Genomic DNA, 22,203 nt, shown 5'->3' with positions numbered 1-22,203 from the left:
TCAACCTTATTTAGGACGGGTCAGAGGTATGAATAAAGGGATGTTCCCGGGTCATATTTTTGACTTAAACGTCAATGAAATGTGTGTGGATCTGTTCCAGACTTTCATAAATGTGATCAATAAATGCCTGAGCCACGCGTGAAGGGTATTTACCCATAGGGTGTACCAGACACCAGGAGCGGCGAATTGGAAAGTCCGGTATCGCCACGGTTTTGAGTATGCCGGTTTGTAATTCCGCCATCACACTCAGTCTTGGCAAAATCGCGACACCAAGACCGGCAATGACCGCGTGTTTAATGAGCTCATTTGAGCCCATTTCCATTAGTGGATTGAGTTGCAGGCGATGTTGCTGGCAGTGATGCTCCACAGCAAATCTTGTCCCTGAACCGTTTTCGCGTATCAACATTGGTTCCGCAAAAAACTGTTTGGCGGATATGCTCATGTTTTCTGACAACGCATGCTGTGCGGGTATAACAGCAATCAACTCGTTATTCAGAAACGGCAGTGTCGATAATGACCGACCTTCTGGCACCATTGCCATAATGACCAGATCATCAATATTCAGTTTTAATCGCTCCAAAGCCTGACTGCGATTAACGACTTCAATATGCACATTGACCGTTGGAAACTCTTCGAGGAAGCTGCTGAGCAAATGCGGCACAACAGTTTGCGATGAGCTGACAATACTCAGTCTTAAATCGCCCGAAAGGGCTTCACGTAATAAATTCAATTCACTTTGCAACTCACTCATTTGACCAAACAGCTGGTCAATAAACGCGGCAACACGCTCACCCGCTTCGGTGCAATATAGCTGACGGCCAATATATTCAAACAACGGTTGTTCCAGTGCGTTTTCAAGATGGCGCATTTGCGAGCTGACAGCAGGCTGTGTCAGGCCAAGATGTTCCGCTGCTTTGCGATATCCCTTATGTTGATAGACCGCCTGAAATACCTGCATTTGTCTGAATGACAGGCGAGATAATAATTGTTGTAGGCTGAGTGCCATGGTTTTGCACCTGTAAATAGATTGATAAGTTATTACTTATCGATGAATTATATTTTATTGATTTTTGTTTATCATTAATTTGCTCTACGCTTAGCAAACAAATTTGGCCGAGGCTGAGCTATGTTGAAAAAAATTCTGATCGCCAACCGTGGCGAAATTGCTGTCCGAATCATTCGGGCCTGTTCCGAAATGGGTATTCGTTCTGTAGCCATTTATACCGAACCGGATCGTTATGCCCTTCATGTCAAACGTGCAGACGAGTCTTATTCGTTGGGCGAAAACCCGCTGGAAGGCTATCTGGATCCGGTCCGACTGGTTAATCTGGCGGTAGAGACGGGCTGTGATGCCATCCATCCCGGTTATGGCTTTCTTTCTGAAAACGCCAGGTTTGCCCGATTATGTGAACAAAACGGCATCATCTTTATAGGTCCTAAAGCGTCGGTTATCGAAAAAATGGGCGATAAAACAGCCGCTCGTGACAGCATGCGTGAAGCTGGCGTGCCAATCACTCCCGGTTCTGACGGTAACCTTGAAGATATTAGTGAAGCATTAACGGTTGCCGAGGAAATTGGTTATCCCATCATGATCAAAGCCACTTCCGGTGGTGGTGGTCGAGGCATTCGTCGTTGCGATACGCCTGCAGAACTCAAACAGCAGTTTCCTCGGGTCATTTCTGAAGCGACCAAAGCCTTTGGCTCAGCTGAAGTGTTTATGGAAAAGTGTATTGTGAATCCGCGGCATATCGAAGTGCAGGTGTTGGCTGATAGCCATGGCAACGTTGTACATCTATATGAGCGTGACTGTTCTATTCAACGGCGTAATCAGAAACTGATTGAAATTGCTCCCAGCCCGCAACTGACTCCGGAGCAACGCAATTATATTGGTGGGCTGGCCGTCAAAGCTACTGAGGCGGTCGGCTATGAAAATGCCGGAACGGTTGAGTTTCTGCTGACCGGTAATCAGGTGTATTTCATGGAAATGAATACCCGTATTCAGGTCGAACATACCATCACTGAACAGATCACCGGGATTGATATTGTCCGTGAACAATTACGCATAGCCGCCGGTGAAACGCTGCGTTACCGGCAGGAAGATATTCACTATCGTGGTTTTGCTTTGCAGTTCCGTATCAATGCCGAAGATCCGAAAAATGATTTCTTGCCCAGCTTTGGTCGTATAACCCATTACTATGCGCCCGGCGGACCGGGAGTTCGGGTGGATACGGCAATCTATACAGGTTATGAAATCCCACCGTATTTTGATTCGATGTGTTTGAAATTAGTGGTCTGGGCATTGGATTGGGAAGATGCGGTGGATCGTGGCCGTCGTGCGCTTGACGATATGCGTTTGCATGGCATTAAAACCACTGCCAGCTATTATCAGCAAATCCTCAAGCATCCTGATTTCAGAGCCGGAAAGTTCGATACCAGCTTTGTGGCTGCCCATCCCGAATTACTGACCTATTCAGATAAACGTCATCCCACCGCATTAGCATTAGTCCTGGCTACGGCCATTGCTGCCCATGCAGGCTGGTAAAACAAGTTAGATCCGGAGAATTGTAATGAAACAAATCCAAGTTACCGATGTGACACTGCGTGATGCACATCAATCATTGATTGCTACCCGTATGCGTACCGATGACATGTTACCGATCTGTGAAAAGCTGGACCGCGTCGGCTACTGGTCATTGGAAGTCTGGGGCGGGGCGACTTTTGATGCCTGCGTGCGTTATCTGAAAGAAGATCCCTGGCAGCGTTTACGTTTATTAAAAGGCGTTTTACCAAATACGCGTCTGCAAATGTTATTGCGTGGTCAAAACCTGTTGGGTTACCGGCATTATGCCGATGATGTGGTCAGAGCTTTTGTCGCCAAAGCCGCAGAAAATGGCATCGATGTATTCCGAGTTTTTGATGCATTAAACGATATGCGTAATCTGGAAACTGCTTTAAAAGCCGTGAAAGATGCCGGTAAACATGCCCAGGGCACCATCAGCTATACCACCAGTCCGGTACACACACCTGAATTATTTGTTGAGCAGGCCAAAACCCTCCGGGATATGGGGGCGGATTCCATTGCGATAAAAGATATGGCTGGTCTGCTGGCCCCGTATCCAACCTATGAGCTGGTTAAAGCGATTAAATCCGCTGTGGATTTGCCGTTGGTGATTCATAGTCACTCCACATCTGGTCTGGCACCGCTTTGTCAGTTAAAAGCCATTGAAGCAGGCGTTGACCGGATTGATACAGCCATATCCGCGTTTGCTGGCGGCACCAGTCATCCTGCTACTGAAAGTCAGGTGGCGGCGCTAAAAGGAACTGAATGGGATACCGGATTGGATTTGAATTTACTGTCGGAAATTGCTGATTATTTCCGTGAAGTGCGTAAAAAATATCATCAGTTTGAAAGCGAGTTCACCCGCGAAGATGTGTCCGTGCAAATCAATCAGGTGCCGGGGGGGATGATGTCCAATCTGGCGAATCAGCTGAAAGAGCAGAATGCTTTGGATCGTATTCGTGATGTTTTTGCTGAAATTCCGCGAGTGCGTGAAGATCTGGGCTTTCCACCCTTGGTCACGCCAACCTCACAAATCGTTGGCACGCAGGCGGTGTATAACGTATTAAGTGGTGAGCGCTATAAAACCATAACCAATGAGGTTAAGCGTTATTTGCTGGGTGGCTACGGTCAACCACCGGCACCGATTAATGCCGAACTGCAGCGTAAGGCGATTGGGAATGAAACGGTGATGGAGTCACGCCCAGCGGATTCCATTGCACCGGAAATGGAAAAGCTCCGGGCGAAAATTGGCGATCTGGCCACCTGCGAAGAGGATGTGTTGACCTTTGCCATGTTCCCGGATATCGGTCGTGAATTCCTGCAACAACGTCTGGATGGCACGTTGCAACCTGAACCGTTGATTCCAGCGAGTAAGGATAAGGCTTCAGGCACCGTTTCCACTGAGTTCAAAGTCGATGTTCATGGTGAAACCTATGATGTCGCCATTACTGGTGTCGGTGATGTGGGTGGTGGGAAACGCAAAATGTATATATCAGTCGATGGTATGCCTGAAGAGGTCGTATTTGAAACCATCGGTGAATTTGTCTCGGATGGCGCGCAACAAGGCCGTAAAAAAGCCAGCGATCCGGGTCATGTCAGCACGCCGTTACCGGGCAATGTGGTTGAAGTATTAGTGAATGTTGGTGATAAGGTGGCTTCCGGTCAATCAACCATGATTATTGAAGCGATGAAAATGGAATCCGAATTACTGGCCAATATTGATGGAGAAATCAAAGCAATCCATGTCAGCAAAGGTGATCGGGTCACACCCGGTGAGGTGTTGATTGAAATTGCTTAATGAACCTCATGCTAGGGCTTGTTGATCTTTCAGAGCCACCACTGCTGGAGGCTATTTTTCCGTCCAACAAGGCGGAAATGATGCGATGTAGTTGTTCTACATAATTCATTTCCAACGCCGTGGGGCGGAAAAATAGTCCCAGCCCTGCGGGTTGTGGCTGAAAATGCACCACTTATGTCCACGGATGGACTGTATGCCGGCGCGCCAGGGAGGCGCGCGCCGGCCTGTGTTGCTTGTCGTTTATTTAGAACGACTAAATCACACTCTTCGCGCCTTGATTGGTGCATTTTCAGTCACAACAGAGGCGGCTCTGAAAGATCAACAAGCCCTAATGTTTATCGCCGGATCAGCTAATTACTTTCTAAGTAGTACTTAGTCCTGTGTATTAACTTCTTTTGGCAGACAGGGATAGACTCAATGATATTTAAACAAGTATCCAGGAGTCCTGTTATGAAGGCGTCAGCAAATCTTAGAAAAACGTCCATATATGATCGCCTGGGAGGGGCTGAAGGCGTTGAAAAGTTAGTGAATACGTTTTGTGATGTATTGGAGACAACAGAAGTGGGTCGGCCGATACATCTGCTGCATTTGCGTGGTCATGGTATGGCGCATGCGCGCATGGAACAGTTCAATTTTTTCTCAGGTATGTTTGGCGGGCCGAAACTTTATGCCGAGAAGTGGGGACATTCCAATGTGCGACAAATTCATGACCATGTTGATATAACAGAAGCGCATAAAGATGCCTGGCTGGCATCCATGCAATTAGCCATTGAAAGGCTGGATTATGAACCGGCGCTGAAACAGAATCTAATGCAGCACTTTGAGGGTATGGCCAGCTTATTGGTCAATCATTAGCACCGTAGTCTTACGCCATAGCGGTGATAAAAGAGACACAGACCGAAAGGTTCATTAATCCTGCTCGTGTTCCATCGCATCCAGGCTATCGTAATAAATAATCGCCAGGTAGCGGATAGGCATTTTTAATTTAGCTTCCGGACGATGCGGCTGTTCGGCATTGAATGTCAGAGAGTCGCCCGGATTCAGAATATAACGTTCGTCACCGACCGTGTATTCAAGCCTGCCTTCCAGCATAAAGATAAATTCGATACCCGAATGTTCAAACGGGGCAAATACCTCGCTTTCTTCTTCCAGCGAGATCAGAAATGGTTCGAATAATTTTTTGGGGCCCTGATCATAAGCCAGCAAATGATAAGTGTGTCCGGATTTTGTGCCACGACGGACCACTTCCATTCCTTCGCCATTCTTCACATATTGAGCCCCGCCTCTGGGGGTATCGTAATCATGAAACAATTTTGACAGGGTAACACCTAATGCGTTGGCCAAATGCTCCAGTTTTTCCAGACTCGGTGAGGTCAGGCCATTTTCAATTTTACTGAGCATACCGCGACTCAGATTGGCCCGTGAGGCAACTTCGGCAATCGTCAATCCATTATCGAGTCGAAGATGGCGCAGCGTGTTGCCAAGGTGTTTGTCCAGTGATTTTGTATTGTTTTCGATTCCATTCATCTCTTGTTTATCGCTCACGCCGTTTAAATCTCCTAACCTGCTACATTAATAGAACCTTGATCATACACGATTTTTTTTGCTCATAATGCAAACAAGATTCATAAGATGAAAAAAAGTTTCTAAGAGGTGTTGACATCCGATTTCCGACATGAGTAAATGAACTCAAGGTTTCATCAAGTGAAACAAAGTTTACCTAGAAGGTGGTAGTTCCATATACCCCATAGGTAGTAGATGGGATGGCAAACATTTTATTGAGGGGCAAAAATGCCATTAAGACTTTTGAAATATGCACTGAGCCGAGAACATCCGGCACCCCGTTTTTTCAGGGACTGTACTGAACCTAAAAAAACCTATGATGCGGTCATTATCGGCGGTGGCGGACATGGACTTGCTGCAGCCTACTACCTGGCAAAAGATCATGGCATCACCAATGTCGCGGTGTTGGAAAAAGGCTATATCGGCGGTGGCAACACCGGGCGCAACACCACCATTGTGCGTTCAAACTATCTGACTCCGGAAGGCGTCAACTTCTACAATGCCAGTGTTAAGTTGTTTGAAGATCTTTCTGAAGAGCTCGACATTAACCTGTTTTATTCCAACCGTGGCCATTTCACTTTGGCACATACCGATTCCGCTATGCGCACTATGCGCTGGCGTGCTGAAGTCAACAAACATGTTGGCGTGGAAAGCTATGTGGTTGGTCCTGATGAGATTTCTAAAGCCTGCCCGCAACTGGATATCTCATGCAGTGGTCAGGCACCGATCCTGGGTGCGTTGTATCACGCGCCGGGTTCAGTCGCACGTCACGATGCTGTTGCCTGGGGTTATGCCAAAGAGGCTGATCGAATGGGCGTAGAGATTTTCCAGAGTACGGAAGTGACGGGGATTGACGTGAAAAGCGGCAAGGTAGTCGGCGTGCAGACCAGTAAGGGGTATATCAGCACCAACCGCGTGTTATCAGCCGTTGCCGGTTTTACACCACGCATTTGCGAAATGGTCGATGTGGAAACGCCGATTGTCATTCATCCGTTGCAAGCATGTGTGACCGAGCCAATGAAACCCTGGCTCGATACGATTCTGGTATCAGGCAGCTTACATGTTTATGTCAGTCAGTCTTCTCGCGGTGAATTGGTTATGGGGTCTTCACTGGATCCATACGAAATCCATTCAACCCGCTCATCTCTGGACTTTGTGGAAGGCCTCACCTCGCATATCACCGATATGTTCCCATTCCTCGGTAATGTGAAGGTGGTTCGGCAATGGGCTGGGATGGCGGATCTGACACCGGACTTTGCCCCAATCATGGGCAAAACTGAAGTGGAAGGTTTCTATATCGATGCTGGGTGGGGCACTTGGGGCTTTAAAGCCACCCCAATAAGCGGCAAGACCATGGCTGAAACCATCGCCAGAGATATGGCTCCGGATATGATCAGATCATTCCGTTTATCACGATTTGAAGACTATGAGCTGACCGGTGAAAAAGGCGCAGCCTCGGTCGGCCACTGATTTAGGGATAGCAAGATGAAATTACTTCAATGCCCAGTTAACGGCATCCGCCCGGTGAGTGAATTTACCTATGGCGGGGAATACAGAGAGATGCCAGACGCAGATACCTGCAGTGATAAAGAGTGGGCCACTTATGTGCATCATCGCCATGGTGCGCCGGGATTGAAAAAAGAGTGGTGGTACCACGGCCCAAGTGGCACCTGGTTTATTGCAGAGAGAAACACTCTGACTGACAAAGTCAGCAGGACCTATCTTTACGGTCAGGAGAATAAGGCATGACATTGCGTATCGCTGAACAAGAGAATGAATGGATCAACCGTGATATGCCCTTGACCTTCGAATATGAAGGCCAACAAATCGAAGCATATGAAGGCGATACCATCAGCAGTGCACTTTGGGCTGCAGACATTAAAGTGTTGGGTCGCAGTTTTAAATATCACCGTGCCCGTGGTTTATTGAGTTTTGCCAATCATGATGTCAATGCATTGATGACCGATGGTCAGGACACCAATATACGTGCAGATGTGATCCCGGTTACCCACGGTATGCAGCTGACGGCAGTCAATACCGATGGTGGTGTATTAAAAGATAAAGGTCGGTATATCGACAAGATATCGGCGTTTCTGCCGGTGGGCTTTTATTACAAAACGTTCCATAAACCTAAATGGATGTTTCCATTCTGGGAAGACAAGATCCGTAAAGCGGCTGGTCTGGGGAAAGTCAATTTTAACTATCCGCGAATCACTCGCGCCAAACGCTATGCACATTGCGATGTGCTGGTCGTTGGAGCGGGGGCATCAGGACTATCTGCAGCTCTCGAAGCAGCTGATGCTGGCAGTCAGGTTATTCTGGTCGATGAAAATCGCAAAATTGGCGGTAGTTTGACCTATGACATGGCCGCTGACGTTAATACCGGTTCTTTGTTAAAACAGCTCACAGAAAATGTGCTCAATCATCCCAATATCCGGGTGATTGCGGATGCTTATGCGGGTGGTTACTACACTGACCATCTGGTTCCCATTGTTGAAAAACGCGGTATAACGAAAGTTCGTGCCGGATCGATCATTGTGGCCAGTGGCGTTTTTGAACAACCACCTGTATTTCGCTATAACGATCTACCCGGTGTGATGCTCAGCTCAGCGGCACAACGTCTTGTTAATCGTTATTCCGTTAAACCCTTTACAAAAGGCATAGTCGTTACCGCTAATGATTATGGTTATCGGGCGGCACTGGATCTGGCTGCTGCCAATGTGGAAATAGTTGCTGTTATTGATATGCGCCAGACGGGTGCTGATGGTGATTTGACAGCAAAAGTCAAACAGGCGGGTATCGCCGTGCATCTGGGCAGTTGTATTTACGAAGTGGTGCCGACATCTGACAAAATGGGTGTCAGTGCGGTTGTCGTCTGTGCTTATGATGAAGCCACCGCTGAAGCGGATCTTCATCAGCAAGTCGTATTGCATTGTGATGGTGTTGCGATGAGTGCTGGCTGGGCACCTGCGGCGGCTTTGCTTTATCAGGCCGGTACTCAGATGCGTTATGACGAGGCTGTTCAGCAGTTTGTACCAAATCAATTACCTGATGGTGTATTTGCTGCCGGTAAAGTGAACGGCATATTCGAACTTGAGCAACGGATGCTGGATGGCAAACGGGCAGGGGCTGAAGCATCACGCTATCTTGGTAAAACGACTGTTTCGCCAGTTGAGGTTACTGCTCATCGCGGTAATTCCCCCAGCCATCCATATCCGATTGTGAATCACCCCAAAGCTAAAAACTTTGTTGATTTTGATGAAGATATCCAGGTCAAGGATTTTATCAATGCGGCGAAGGAAGGTTTTGACAATATTGAGTTGATGAAACGGTTTACCACAGTGGGTATGGGGCCAAGTCAAGGCAAACATTCCAATATGAATGCCATTCGTATTCTGGCGCGTATCCGGGATTTACCCGTTGAAAAAATTGGTTCAACGACGGCAAGACCATTTTTCCATCCAACACCGATTGGTCACCTCGGGGGCCGTGGTTTTCACCCACATCGTCTGACTGCCATGCATGAGTGGCATGTGAAAGAAGGCGCAGTGATGATGGAAGCCGGTGTATGGATGCGTCCAGCTTACTATCTGCCTGCAGGCGTAAAAATATCCAACCAGCAGGCTGTGCAACAGGAAGCTCTGGCGGTTCGCAAATCCGCTGGCATGATTGATGGCAGTACTTTGGGCAAAATCGAAGTTTTCGGCAAAGATGCTGCTGCGTTTCTGGAGCGTTTTTATACCGGCAAATTTGCCAGTCAGAAAGTCGGTAACAGCCGTATTGCTATGTTGCTGGATGAAGCCGGGGTCATTGTTGATGATGGTGTAGCGGTACGACTGGATCAAGACAAGTTTTATGTGTCTACCAACTCATCCAATGCCGCCACGGTTTACCGTGAAATGCAACGTAACCTGCAGCTTTGGGGCATGCAGGTCACGCTGGTCAACCTGACAGGCGTGATGTCTGCTATGACGCTGGCCGGTCCTTCATCCCGTTCCATTCTCAGTGAAGTGACTGAGCTGGATTTGCTGGATGAGGCGTTTCCACAGGGCGCATATCGGGAAGCATTAGTGGCCGGGGTTAAAGCCAGAGTGATGCGAGTCGCGTTTGTCTCGGATCTGGCGTTTGAAATTCATGTCCCGTCCAGTGCCGGTTTACATGTCTGGCAGAAAATTATGGATGCGGGAAAAACCTATGGTATCCGGCCATTTGGTACCGATGCTCAGCGTCTGCTGCGTCTGGAAATGGGTCATCATTTAATTAGTCATGACACTGATGGCCTGACTAATCCGTTTGAAGCACATGCAGATTCATTGGTCGCAATGGATAAACCCTTCTTTATTGGCCAGCGCAGCCTGAAAATCCTGCAGAAAAAACCATTAAAGAAAAAACTGGTGAGGTTTGTCCTGGATACGAATTTCAGTGAAATGCCCAAGGAATGCAATCTGGTGATTGAAAATGGCGAGATTGCCGGCCGGGTAACCAGTATTTCTTTCAGTGAATATGTAAACCGGGTGATTGGCTTCGCCTTTGTGCTGCCTGAGCAGGCCAAGGCAGGGAATCAGTTTGCCATCCGCACTGATAGTGGACGGATGGAAATGGCTGAAGTAGTAGAAGACGCTTTTCTAAGTTTGAGTCAGGGTTAAGGAGTCGGCATATGCAAAATGTTGTATTACAAAGTTCAGTTGCGTTTGCCCAGACGTCTCTGAAACCTGAATTGGGTTTTATCAACGGTATGGCGATTGCGAATCGCTATGCGGATCCGGATGTGGAAAGTCGTCATGCGGCAAAACTGACGATCTGTGATGTCAGCTGCTTGTCACGTTTTGCTATCAAGGGGCCCGCCGCTGCTGATACCTTAAAGGCAAAAGGTGTCGAATTGCCTGCTTCAGCAAACAGCTGGAGTCGTCATGACGAGACACTGGTCATGCGCCTGGGTAGCAGTGAATTCCTGCTGGAAGATCCGATTGGTGTTCAGCAATGCAAAGGTTTGAGTGAACAGTTGCAAAGTGGCGATGGCGTTCATGTTGTACTGCGTAATGATGCGTCTTTTATTTTGAGTGGTGAGTTGCTTGATGAGCTACTGGCCCAGGTATGTGCAATTGATCTGAGCGGGCCAATGCTGGCTGACAATCGACTGGCGATGACCTCAATAGCAGGTGTCTCTGTGATTGTTCTCAGACAGGAAGTTGCAGGGCAGTCCCTGATGCGTCTCTGGTGCGATGGTACTTTTGGCGTTTATTTGTGGGAAACCCTGTTGGACATTATCAAAGAGTTAGGCGGCGGACCGGTTGGATTCAACCAGTTTTTCAATAGTAATTAAGTCACCCGTTGCTGAATAAATCAATCCAGAAGGCAGCTATGAAATATGAACCTGAAACCAAACCTAGCCAGCCTATCACCGATAACCAGGAGCAAAAAGAGATGAAAACATTAGAACAGGCCGAACAATTTATTAAAGACAACAACGTCAAATATGTCCTAGCACAGTTTGTCGATATTCATGGCGTGGCCAAGGTTAAATCGGTCCCTTCTGCACATCTTAAAGACATCATTAAAACCGGTGCGGGTTTTGCCGGTGGTGCTATCTGTGGCATGGGTATCCAGCCAAACGGTCCTGATTACATGGCGATGGGTGATTTATCGACCTTGTCACTTATTCCATGGCAGCCTGGTTATGCAAGAGTTATCTGTAACGGACACGTCAATGGCGAACCCTATAACTTCGATTCTCGTGTTGTATTAAAAAATCAGATAAAGCGACTTGAAGCCCGTGGTTGGACGATGTTTACCGGTCTTGAACCTGAATTTTCGCTGCTCAAAAAAGATGAGTATGGTCACATTCATCCGTTTGAAGACAGCGACACGTTGCAGAAGCCCTGCTATGACTATAAAGGCATCACACGTCAGAGTGTCTTCCTGGAAAAACTGACTGAATCATTGATTGAAGTCGGTCTGGATGTTTATCAAATTGATCACGAAGATGCTAACGGTCAGTTCGAAATTAACTATACCTATGCAGACTGCCTGAAAAGTGCAGATGATTTCATTATGTTCAAGATGGCAGCCAGTGAGATTGCCAATGAATTGGGCATGATTTGTACCTACATGCCAAAACCCTTCAGTAACCGTCCCGGTAATGGTATGCATCTGCATATTTCGATTGGTGATGGTGAAAAATGTCTGTTCCATGATGACAGTGATCCGGCCGGACATGGCCTGAGCAAGATGGCTTACCATTTTATGGCTGGTCTGCTGGCACATGCCCCGGCATTGTGTGCCTTAGCAGCCCCCACCGTTAACTCATACAAACGTCTGGTGGTAGGTCGTTCTTTATCGGGTGCAACCTGGGCCCCGGCTTACATCACTTATGGCGATAACAATCGCTCTACCATGGTGCGTATTCCTTACGGCCGCATTGAAATGCGACTACCGGATGGCTCATGCAATCCTTACCTGACCACGGCGGCGATTATTGCTGCAGGTCTCGATGGTGTTGAAAGAGAGCTCGATCCGGGCGAGGGTCACAACACCAACCTTTATGACCTCAGCCCGATGGAGTTGAGAGAAAAAGGTATCAATATCTTACCTCAGAATTTGCATGAAGCATTGCTGGCACTTGAAAAAGACAGTGTCGTTAAGGGGGCTTTGGGCGAAGGACTGGCAAATGAGTTTTTGGAATTGAAACACATGGAATGGGTGGAATATATGCGGCATGTCTCTGACTGGGAAATTGATCGTTACGCTGAATTTTATTAAGCAGCTGACTAGTTAGAATTTTTAGGAGAAATCTAATGTGTGGAATTGTTGGTCTTTACTTAAAAAATGATAAATATCAAAGTCGATTGGGTGAGTTGTTTGCCCCAATGATGATTGCGATGACAGAACGTGGTCCTGATAGTGCCGGTTTTGCCATTTATGGTGATGCCGTCGAGTCAGGTATCAAATTCACCCTGCGTCATGAAGATGAAAATTATGACTGGGAAGCTTTGGCCAAAGCGATTGAAGAAGCCTTGGTTACTAAAGTTGATTGGTTTCAGAACAATAAAGTTGCTGTTTTCAAAGTGGAAGCTGACGCTGATTTGGTCGAGAACTATCTGCGTGAAAACCATCCGGATGTGTTGATTATGAGTGCCGGTAGTTCGATTGAAATCCTCAAGGAAGTCGGCCTGCCAGAACGTATTGTGAATATGTTCAATCTGGACAAGATGCAAGGTTCACACATTATTGGCCATACCCGTATGGCGACTGAATCAGCGGTGACCATGGCGGGAAGCCATCCGTTTTCAACTGGGATGGATCTGTGTCTGGTGCATAACGGTTCTTTGTCTAACCACAACCGTATGCGTCAGGAACTGAAACGCAATGGTATTCATTTTGATACCGAGAATGACACTGAAGTGGCAGCGGGTTATCTGACCTATCGTTTGCAACAGGGTGATTCTTTGCATCAAGCCCTGGAAAACGCTTTAAAAGAGTTAGATGGTTTCTACACATTTACCATCGGTACTAAAGACGGATTTGCAGTGGTGCGTGATCCTGTTGCCTGCAAACCGGCGGTCATTGCAGAAACCGATGACTATGTGGCGATGGCGTCGGAATATCAGGCATTAACGACCTTACCTGGCATTGAAAACGCCAAAGTTTGGGAACCGGAACCGTCAACTATCTACGTTTGGGAACGTGGTAGTAACTGATCAGAAGTGCTTAAGGGGAACACAATGAAAACAATTGATTTAGCAAAAGAGACGGTACGTGATTTGAATCAGGCCTTACATGATCAGGCCTCAGCATGCACCGAAACAGAATGGGAAGTACTTAACCCTAAAGGACAGCACAATCTGGCTGTTGGCGTTGACCAGAAACTGAAAATCGATATCAAGGGGCATGCCGGTTATTACTGTGGTGGCATGAATAAAGAAGCCGATATCGTGATTCATGGTAGTGCCGGTCAAGGCGTGGCTGAAAATATGATGTCAGGCAGTGTACGCGTGAAAGGCAATGCCTCTTCATCTGCTGGCGCGACCTCAATCGGTGGGCTGTTGGTGATAGAAGGCGATGCCGGTTCACGATGCGGTATTTCCATGAAAGGTTCGGATATTGTCGTGACCGGTAGTGTCGGCCACATGAGCTGTTTTATGGGGCAGGCAGGTACGCTGGTGGTTTGCGGAGATGCTGGTGATGCGTTGGGTGATTCATTGTATGAAGTTCACATTTACGTTAAAGGCCAAGTGAAGTCATTGGGTGCGGACTGCGTCGAGAAAGAGATGAGACCTCAGCATATTGAAGAGCTTATTGAGCTGTTTGAACGCGCTGGTATCAAGGAAGATCCCCACGCTTTCAAACGTTATGGTTCTGCGCGCCAACTATACAACTTCAAAGTCGATAACGCTTCGGCGTATTAATGCTGATTTTACGAGGAATCTATTATGAGCGAGAAAACAAAATATACTACTGAACTCCGTGAGTCAGCGACTTTTGATCGGGCGACTATGTCCGAAATCCGTCGGGCAGCGGACACCGGCATCTACGATATCCGTGGTTGGGGTGCGAAACGCAAATTACCGCATTTTGATGATTTGTTATTCCTGGGCGCGAGTATGTCGCGTTATCCACTGGAAGGCTATCGTGAAAAATGTAATACCCAGGTCACATTGGGCACCCGTTTTGCCAAAAAACCGATCGTTATCGAAACGCCGGTCACCATTGCCGGTATGAGTTTCGGTGCCTTGTCTGCCAATGCGAAAGAAGCGTTGGGTCGTGGTGCTTCTGCAGTGGGCACATCAACAACGACCGGTGACGGTGGTATGACGCCGGAAGAACGTGGTCAGTCCAGTAAACTGGTCTATCAGTACCTGCCATCACGTTATGGTATGAACCCCGATGACCTGCGTAAAGCGGATGCTATCGAAGTGGTCTTGGGACAAGGTGCCAAACCAGGTGGTGGTGGCATGTTATTAGGGCAGAAAATTACCGAACGTGTTGCCAAAATGCGTACCTTGCCGATGGGTGTTGACCAACGCAGTGCCTGTCGTCATCCAGACTGGACCGGCCCGGATGATTTAGCGATCAAGATCCTTGAATTACGCGAAATCACTGACTGGCAGGTGCCTATCTATATCAAAGTTGGTGCGACTCGTACTTACTATGATGTGAAGCTGGCAGTGAAAGCCGGTGCTGATGTCATTGTTGTTGATGGTATGCAGGGTGGTACAGCGGCAACCCAGGAAGTCTTTATCGAACATGTCGGTATTCCGACTATGGCGGCAATTCCTCAAGCGGTTCAGGCGCTGCAGGAAATGGGTATGCACCGTAAAGTACAGCTGATCGTTTCCGGTGGTATCCGTAACGGTGCCGATGTAGCCAAGTGTATGGCTTTGGGTGCAGATGCAGTGGCTATTGGTACAGCCGCCTTGATCGCCCTGGGATGTAACGATCCTAAATATGATGAAGAGTTTAAAGCCATTGGCTCAGCGGCAGGTTTTTATGATGATTATCATGAAGGTCGCGATCCAGCCGGTATTTCCACTCAGGATCCGGAATTGAGTAAGCGTTTGGACCCTGTCGAAGGTGGACGCCGTATCGCTAACTATTTGCGTGTACTGACGTTAGAAGCACAAACGCTGGCACGCGCCTGTGGCAAAAATGATATGCGTAATCTGGAACCTGAAGATCTGGTGGCCTTAACAGTAGAATCCGCTGCAATGGCGAGGGTTCCACTGGCAGGTACAAACTGGATTCCAGGGAATAATATGGGTTAATAATTAATCGGTATTTTGTAGTTCATCAGAACAGGACCAGTGCTATGGTGTTTAATTAATTTGGATAAACTTACCCCGTTATCTTAATTATTATGACGCTATAGTATTGGTCCTTTTTTTATGTGTATATGAGTAATTTATTGGTTAGAAATCACTAAATATTTAAATTAAGTGATTTTTCTTTGTTTTTTATAGGTTTGTATTTATTTTTAAAGCAGGTTTTTCTGAGGCGATTATTCGTTGTTTTTATATATGTTTAGTTATGTGCTTTTTTTGTAATTATTTAGCTTAATCTTTCCAGTCTGATATTATCTCTCTCTCCAATTTTCACCTCATAGTATGTTATTTGATATTGTTATTTAACATATTGTTTTGTATACACATTGTGATAATTTTTATAGTTGTCAGATAAAACTTCATCTCATTTTCTTCCCTCAATTTATATGCAGGAAAATTCAGTTTATTTTGCGCAAAAGTAACATAAATATAAATATTTTCATTGAGTATAAGAACTAATATATTTAATTTTTACGGTTTGTTTTGTTGTGGAATTTAAGCTTGTACCCAGTGTTTTTGTAAAGAAATAAACGCCTACCACCTTAGGGGTACGCCATTTAGAGTATTCCTTTTTTAAAAACTAATACGTTAGTGTCGATCATGGCATTAAATTTTGTTTATAACTTTTAATGTCTATGTGATTCTCTACTTAATATAAGAGTAGGGATATGTTTAATAAAAAGGCGTAAGCCACAACTCGTTTTACTGAAGTGTTCTGTCGGTGAGGATGATTACCGCTCAAAGAAAACATAAAGTAAAACAGACATTTGGAGGAGAGAGCCGATGGGTACTGAGTTAGGCGGTTTAATAACGATATTTACTGAGTTTTACTACTGGGTAACGGTAGTAATGATGTTTTTGATACATGTAGGATTATGTGCATACGAGGTAGGAGCCACCCGACGTAAGAACATTAACCAGACAATCATACGGCACGTTATGGTGCTGGCACTGGTGACGATTACCTGGTTTTTGTTTTCGTGGTGGATGTATTGGGCCTTCAATGCGGGTCCGGGAATATTCGGCCCATTAATCAGTAATGACTTTACTGCGGCTGCATTACCGTGGTCTGAGTCTATGGGACCTAATCTTTCAGACAATATAAGTGGTGTGTTCTGGGCAGCCTTCCTGTTGTTCTCATGGACAGCCGCTGCGATTGTTTCCGGGGTGGCAATTGAACGGGTAAGAACCGGTGCGTTTCTGGTTATTGCTGTACTGGTCGGTTCAGTGACCTGGGTAATCGATGCTTCTTGGGGCTGGCATGCAGAAGGCTGGATGGTGCAGTTGATGGGCTATCATGATGCCTATGCCTCCGGTGTTATTCATGGTGTGGCTGGTGGTGCCTGTCTGGCATTGGCCATTGTTTTGGGACCCCGTATTGGTAAGTTCGGACCAAATGGTGAAATCCGTGACATTAAAGGTCACAACCCATGGTTATCCTGTTTCGGTCTGCTGCTTATCTATGCCGGGTTCTGGGGCTTTTATGCTGCCTGCAATATTCCCATCATTGATATTGGTACAGAAGGTGCTTTGCGGATGGGAACGACCAATATCTATCTGATGCCAACGACGCTTTCAGCCATTACATTCAATTTCATCATGTCACTGACTGGTGGTTTGATGGCGGGTTATATGGTGAGTCGTGGTGATCCGTACTGGACGCTTTCACTGGGTCTGGCCGGTATTATTGCGGCGTCTGCAGGTAATGATCTGTATCACCCGATACAAGCCATGTTTATTGGTGCCGTCGCAGCCGTTATTGCCTACAAACTGCATTTCTGGGTGGAACGTCGTTTCAAACTTGACGATCCAGTCGGTGCCGTAGCGGTGCACGGTTATGCCGGTACTTTCGGGGTAATTGTTGCTGGCTTTATGTTATGGGGCTATCCAGCTGCCGCGCCGATTGATCTGAGTGGCTGGTGGGTAGAGAGTGTTGGCTGGTTTGGTGTAACTGAAGACGGTTACCCGGCTGTTAATCCACTGGGCAACCTGATCGGTGCATTTATTATGTTCGGTCTGTTGGGTTTCTTGCCCACATACCTGCTGGCCAAGCTGTTCCAGAAAATGGGTATTCTGCGTGAGCCACGTGAGGTTGAATTGGCTGGTGCTGATACCTATCGGGGGCTGGATATGTACCCATATTTTGCCAAGACCGAATCTGAGTTCGAAACTGTTGAAAGACAGTACATCAATAAATAACTGAATAGGAGAGACTATTATGTCTACAGGAATCAGTTCATGGGCCAATCCTGACACGATTGGGGCTATTTATCCCTTTGTTGGCAGCGAAATGTTGCTGACCATTGCCGGGGTGGTTTTCTGGATCTGGTGGCACATTAAACAGATCCGTGACGAGAATCGCGAACTGGCTGAAGCCGCTGCGGCACATCGCAGTGCCGGTCTGGACAAGGTTATGGAGCAGCATCGGGGAATATCACCGGTTGCTTCTGACTGACAGGCGGTATCACGTTCGGGGGTGACAGTGTCACCCCATTTTGACCCGGCCTCGTGCCGGGTTATTTTTTTTCTTTACTTTCAGATAATTACCTTACTGATGGTTATATTCGGTTCACTGAATTTACTACCAAAGGAGTACTTACAGTGAGCAGTTTTCCGAGTGGTATGCCTCAGTTAAGCTTTCTGACAGAGTCGTGGTTTTGCAGTAACAGTTGATGGTGACCGGGTTTAAAGTGGCCAAGGTTTGTTGAGCTTGCATATCAACAGGCCCTAATGATTAAGGAGTAATACTTCTTTGGAATTGTTCGGCCCCTTGCACAACGAGATAATTTAATCGTAGCTGAATGAGAGGGTGTTATTCAGTTTCAACGGTTCTCCTCGACCCGTTCTCTTTGTTGAGACGTTTGGGTGGATCATGCCAGACAGCAAAATCAGCAGTTTTTTGTTTTCAAAGGCAGATCCACCTTTTTTTTTGAGGAAGACAACAGGTGATTGACCAGCAATCCAAACACAGAAGGATAGATCGATGAACCTACCCCTGCATATTCAACTGGAAGATGTTCAGAATACGCCAGATAAACGCTGCTTAATCATCGATAGAGTCGGCATAAAATCTTTGCGTTACCCCATATTTTTTCAAAGTGATGCGGATGAAGCACCAGTGCGTGTGGTGGCCGATTTCAATATGTATGTAAAGTTGCCTCATGATGTCAAAGGCACACATATGTCACGTTTCATCGAGCTGCTGGAAACGCCTGACCTGGTTATGTCCACTGAGAGTATTGCAGACTTCATGAACACCATGCTGACTCAGCTTGAGGCTGACAGCGGTCATCTGGAAATGCAGTTTCCGTTTTTTATTCGAAAGCAGGCACCGGTTTCCGGCGTCAGCAGTATGATGGATTACGATGTCACGCTGATTGCCAATATGCAGGAAACACTAAGCCTCAAACTTAAAGTCGCGATTCCGGTCACCAGTCTGTGTCCCTGCTCGAAAAAAATCTCCGAATATGGTGCGCATAATCAACGGTCAATGATTACCGTGACGGCCGAGTTGAATCAGATCATTAGCCTCAAATCGCTGATTGAGCAAATTGAAAAACAGGCTTCCAGTGAGCTGTACGGTTTACTCAAACGGCCGGATGAAAAGTTTGTCACGGAATATGCCTACGACAATCCCAAATTTGTTGAAGATCTGGTGCGTGATGTGGCTGCTTCGCTGAATAGCTGCGACGCCATTGTCGATTACATTATTGAATGTGAAAACTTTGAATCCATTCATAACCATTCGGCTTATGCCATGTTGCAGAAAAACAGGTGATCGCTATGAACTATCCTTTAGAACCTTTACGTTTCCCCGGTTCACAACAGCCTGTGATTTCGCCGGTTGAGGAAATAATTGACGAAATACGTCAGGGCAGAATGGTGATCCTGATCGATGACGAAGATCGGGAAAATGAAGGCGACATTGTGATTGCTGCCGATGCCGTTACAGCGGAACATATCAACTTTATGGCACGTTATGCCCGGGGTCTGATTTGTCTGACATTGACCGAAACACGCTGTCGCCAGCTGGATTTGCCTTTAATGGTCAAACATAACCGGGCGCAGTTAAGTACCAATTTCACCGTATCCATCGAAGCAGCGGAAGGTGTGACCACCGGGATTTCTGCTGCAGACCGTGCCCGAACCGTTCAAGCGGCTGTGGCGGCAAATGCTACCCCAACGGATATTGTCCGGCCCGGGCATATTTTTCCCCTGATGGCACAACCCGGTGGCGTATTGGCTCGTGCTGGTCATACGGAAGCGGGTTGTGACGTTGCCGCGATGGCTGACAGAACGCCTGCCTCAGTGATCTGTGAGATTATGAATGAAGACGGCAGTATGGCGAGGTTGCCGGACTTGCAAAACTTTGCCCGTGAGCATGGTCTGAAAATTGGCACGATAGCGGACTTGATTGCCTACCGGCATCAGACAGAAACCTTGATTGAACGTAAAAGCCGTCGTCTGATCAACACGGTGTTTGGTGAGTTTGAGTTAATCGGTTATCGGGATATTACCACTGATAAAACCCATCTGGTCATGGTGTATGGGGATCCGACAAAATCTGCCAGCACGTTAGTCAGGGTTCATGAACCGTTATCAGTCATTGAATTACTCGATGCTAATCAACACTCCCATAGCTGGAGTATTCATGCTGCGATGCAAAAAATCGCCAGTGAGGGGGCCGGTGTGATTGTGTTGTTACGACGTGATGAGTCTGAACAGGACATTCTCAGGCAAATCAGCAATCCTGATTCTTTGCCTGTCGCCAGTATCGAGTTGAAAGATTATGGCATCGGTGCACAGATCCTGCTTGATTTGGGAATCAGCCGGATGCGGCTGATGACACGCCCACGCAAGATTCACAATATGACGGGTTTTGGTCTGGAAGTGGAAGGTTATGTATTACCTGAGCCGTCAGACAAGTCATCCCAAGTGATGGACTGTAATCTGGCTGAGTTGATGCAGGCCCTATAAGGAAGAGGAATGTCTTCAATATCGCTGGATAAAGCACTGCATAATCATTTTCAACGCAGCCAGCGTTGGGGATTTACCTGGGCTTTATGGACCGCTGTTCTCTGGGGGGCATGGTATGTCCCGGGTACAGCGATGTGGTACGAAGAGCCCTTCGTCAGTATCAATAACGGTGACCACGGCATGCGTCTGGCCGCCACGGCCGTGATGACCTGGATTCATGCGGTAGTGGTGTTGCTGTTTCTGGTGATCTGGAACGGTATGCTGGGTAAGCTGAAGGATTATGGCCGCACCATCATGCGTTTCAGGCGCATTTCAAAATGGTATGCATTGGCTTCCTTGTGTGGTGGTCCGATGGCCATTTTCGGTTCCTATATGGCCATGGGCTATGTCGGTCCGGTGTTCGCCGCGATTACTTCATTGTTTTACCCCGTGGTAGGGGCGCTGATTGCACGACTCTGGTATCACGAAAAAATCTCCGGCCGCGCAGCACTGGGCATGGCGATTATCATTATGGGTGGCGTGGTGATATACGGTCCCGGGCTGTTCGGTGAAATTGATATCAGTGAAAACTATGCCTGGCTGGGTTATGTCGGGGGCATCATGTCAGCCATTGGCTGGGGGGCCGAAGGTGCCGTAGCGTCACGGGCGATGGATGTCACTGATCCTGATGTCGGTATACAGTGCCGTTTCAGTTTTGAAATTCTGTTCTGGGGTGTTCTGGTATTGCCGATGATCTTTCTGCTGACCGATTTGCCGATTGTGACGTTGCTGGTGGACATGCTGACCAGTCAAATGGTGATGATCTGGATGGTTTTGGCATCGATTTGTCATGCTTATTGCTACACCGCTTTTTATAAGAGTTTTTCACTGATTGGCGTTGGTCGGGGTGAGGCCATAGGTAACTTATATGGGGTATTTGCGGTGATTTTTGTCATGGTATTTACGCTGGATTTACCTGAATGGTATTTTGTTGTGGGTTTGATTCTGACGGTGACTGGCAGCTTTGTTATGTTCCGTGAGCCGGCAGAGAATATTTCAACCCTGCGTGAGGTGGAAACATGAAACTGCCACAAAAAGGGTTTCTGCTGGTGACACTTAGTCAGCACCAAAGTCTGTGGGATTATGAACTGATCAATCAGGCAATAGCGGAGTATGGGCTGAAGGGTAACTACTGGATAAACCATTTCAGCATTGCTTTAGATGAGCTGGCCTCAGCAGGACTTATTACCCGTATCGGCCATCGGCTTGACGATGGCAGTTTTATCGCCAGGGACCGTTTACAGTTTGAATTCGCTCTCTCAGATTTTGGACGAGAACGTATGTTTGATACCGGCCTTTTAGATTCGAATGCTTCATCGGGAGAGTTTATCAATGACTGAATTCTGGGGTTATCCGTATGCAGATATACTGGCTTTTGTGTTCATATTTGCAATAAGTCTGGCTGCTCTGTTGTGTGCAAGGATCTTTGTCAAAACCTATTGATGCGT

19 protein-coding genes are annotated in these 22,203 nt (G+C 47.1%); 17 read left to right on the top strand and 2 right to left on the bottom strand.

The window, feature by feature from the left end:
• Positions 1–64: 64 nt before the first annotated feature.
• Positions 65–1,006, bottom strand: a complete 942-nt coding sequence (locus B2337_RS07050; RefSeq protein WP_292742495.1) for a LysR family transcriptional regulator — start codon at positions 1,004–1,006, stop codon at positions 65–67.
• 120 nt (positions 1,007–1,126) lie between these two features.
• Here B2337_RS07050 and B2337_RS07045 point away from each other — a divergent pair, with 120 nt between their 5' ends.
• The 3 genes from B2337_RS07045 (at position 1,127) to B2337_RS07035 (ending at position 5,213) form a co-directional block, all read left to right on the top strand.
• On the top strand, positions 1,127–2,542 hold the full coding sequence (locus B2337_RS07045) for an acetyl-CoA carboxylase biotin carboxylase subunit (RefSeq protein WP_292742494.1): 1,416 nt from the start codon (positions 1,127–1,129) through the stop codon (positions 2,540–2,542).
• Between the two features lie 25 nt (positions 2,543–2,567).
• Positions 2,568–4,358 (top strand): sodium-extruding oxaloacetate decarboxylase subunit alpha, encoded by a 1,791-nt coding sequence (gene oadA / locus B2337_RS07040; protein ID WP_292742493.1) that lies wholly within the window; start codon positions 2,568–2,570, stop codon positions 4,356–4,358.
• A gap of 450 nt (positions 4,359–4,808) precedes the next feature.
• Positions 4,809–5,213 (top strand): group II truncated hemoglobin, encoded by a 405-nt coding sequence (locus tag B2337_RS07035; protein WP_292361782.1) that lies wholly within the window; start codon positions 4,809–4,811, stop codon positions 5,211–5,213.
• Between the two features lie 54 nt (positions 5,214–5,267).
• On the opposite strand, the gene B2337_RS07030 is transcribed toward B2337_RS07035, so the two are convergent.
• The gene (locus B2337_RS07030; protein ID WP_292414439.1) at positions 5,268–5,903 is read right to left on the bottom strand and encodes a helix-turn-helix domain-containing protein; all 636 of its coding nucleotides are present in this window, start codon (positions 5,901–5,903) and stop codon (positions 5,268–5,270) included.
• A gap of 246 nt (positions 5,904–6,149) precedes the next feature.
• Between B2337_RS07030 and B2337_RS07025 the strand changes: the two genes are divergently transcribed.
• The 14 genes from B2337_RS07025 to B2337_RS06960 all read left to right on the top strand — a co-directional run bounded on the left by B2337_RS07025 (position 6,150) and on the right by B2337_RS06960 (position 22,095).
• Complete coding sequence (locus B2337_RS07025; protein ID WP_292361784.1) at positions 6,150–7,391, top strand: FAD-dependent oxidoreductase; 1,242 nt, start codon at positions 6,150–6,152, stop codon at positions 7,389–7,391.
• 15 nt (positions 7,392–7,406) lie between these two features.
• Positions 7,407–7,670 carry a sarcosine oxidase subunit delta gene (locus B2337_RS07020; protein ID WP_292361785.1) on the top strand — a complete coding sequence of 88 codons (264 nt, stop codon included), beginning with the start codon at positions 7,407–7,409 and terminating at the stop codon, positions 7,668–7,670.
• Positions 7,667–10,567 (top strand): 2Fe-2S iron-sulfur cluster-binding protein, encoded by a 2,901-nt coding sequence (locus B2337_RS07015; RefSeq protein ID WP_292414438.1) that lies wholly within the window; start codon positions 7,667–7,669, stop codon positions 10,565–10,567. The genes B2337_RS07020 and B2337_RS07015 overlap by 4 nt, the downstream gene beginning before the upstream one ends.
• Before the next feature lie 11 nt (positions 10,568–10,578).
• On the top strand, positions 10,579–11,244 hold the full coding sequence (locus B2337_RS07010) for a sarcosine oxidase subunit gamma (RefSeq protein WP_292361787.1): 666 nt from the start codon (positions 10,579–10,581) through the stop codon (positions 11,242–11,244).
• 38 nt (positions 11,245–11,282) lie between these two features.
• Entirely contained in the window at positions 11,283–12,680 is a 1,398-nt protein-coding gene (glnT, locus tag B2337_RS07005; RefSeq protein ID WP_292361788.1) for a type III glutamate--ammonia ligase, read from the top strand.
• A gap of 35 nt (positions 12,681–12,715) precedes the next feature.
• Positions 12,716–13,618 (top strand): class II glutamine amidotransferase, encoded by a 903-nt coding sequence (locus B2337_RS07000; protein ID WP_292361789.1) that lies wholly within the window; start codon positions 12,716–12,718, stop codon positions 13,616–13,618.
• A gap of 24 nt (positions 13,619–13,642) precedes the next feature.
• A complete protein-coding gene (locus B2337_RS06995) occupies positions 13,643–14,326 on the top strand; it encodes a protein glxC (RefSeq protein ID WP_292361790.1) in 684 nt (227 codons plus the stop codon).
• 24 nt (positions 14,327–14,350) lie between these two features.
• Positions 14,351–15,682: an FMN-binding glutamate synthase family protein gene (locus B2337_RS06990; protein ID WP_292361791.1), complete on the top strand. Its 1,332-nt coding sequence runs from the start codon at positions 14,351–14,353 to the stop codon at positions 15,680–15,682.
• 840 nt (positions 15,683–16,522) lie between these two features.
• Entirely contained in the window at positions 16,523–17,938 is a 1,416-nt protein-coding gene (locus tag B2337_RS06985) for an ammonium transporter (protein WP_292361792.1), read from the top strand.
• A gap of 19 nt (positions 17,939–17,957) precedes the next feature.
• Positions 17,958–18,194: a hypothetical protein gene (locus B2337_RS06980; RefSeq protein WP_292361793.1), complete on the top strand. Its 237-nt coding sequence runs from the start codon at positions 17,958–17,960 to the stop codon at positions 18,192–18,194.
• Positions 18,195–18,722: 528 nt separating this feature from the next.
• Complete coding sequence (folE2, locus tag B2337_RS06975) at positions 18,723–19,517, top strand: GTP cyclohydrolase FolE2 (protein ID WP_292414437.1); 795 nt, start codon at positions 18,723–18,725, stop codon at positions 19,515–19,517.
• Between the two features lie 5 nt (positions 19,518–19,522).
• On the top strand, positions 19,523–20,716 hold the full coding sequence (gene ribBA, locus B2337_RS06970) for a bifunctional 3,4-dihydroxy-2-butanone-4-phosphate synthase/GTP cyclohydrolase II (protein WP_292414436.1): 1,194 nt from the start codon (positions 19,523–19,525) through the stop codon (positions 20,714–20,716).
• A gap of 9 nt (positions 20,717–20,725) precedes the next feature.
• On the top strand, positions 20,726–21,778 hold the full coding sequence (locus B2337_RS06965) for a DMT family transporter (RefSeq protein WP_292361796.1): 1,053 nt from the start codon (positions 20,726–20,728) through the stop codon (positions 21,776–21,778).
• Positions 21,775–22,095 carry a hypothetical protein gene (locus B2337_RS06960; protein ID WP_292361797.1) on the top strand — a complete coding sequence of 107 codons (321 nt, stop codon included), beginning with the start codon at positions 21,775–21,777 and terminating at the stop codon, positions 22,093–22,095. Before B2337_RS06965 ends, B2337_RS06960 begins: the two co-directional genes overlap by 4 nt.
• Positions 22,096–22,203: the final 108 nt, after the last annotated feature.

Source organism: Methylophaga sp. UBA3192 (assembly GCA_002363955.1).
Classification (GTDB): Bacteria; Pseudomonadota; Gammaproteobacteria; order Nitrosococcales; family Methylophagaceae; genus Methylophaga.
Note: the sequence above shows the minus strand (reverse complement) of the source record. Positions and strands in the feature narration are given on the sequence as shown.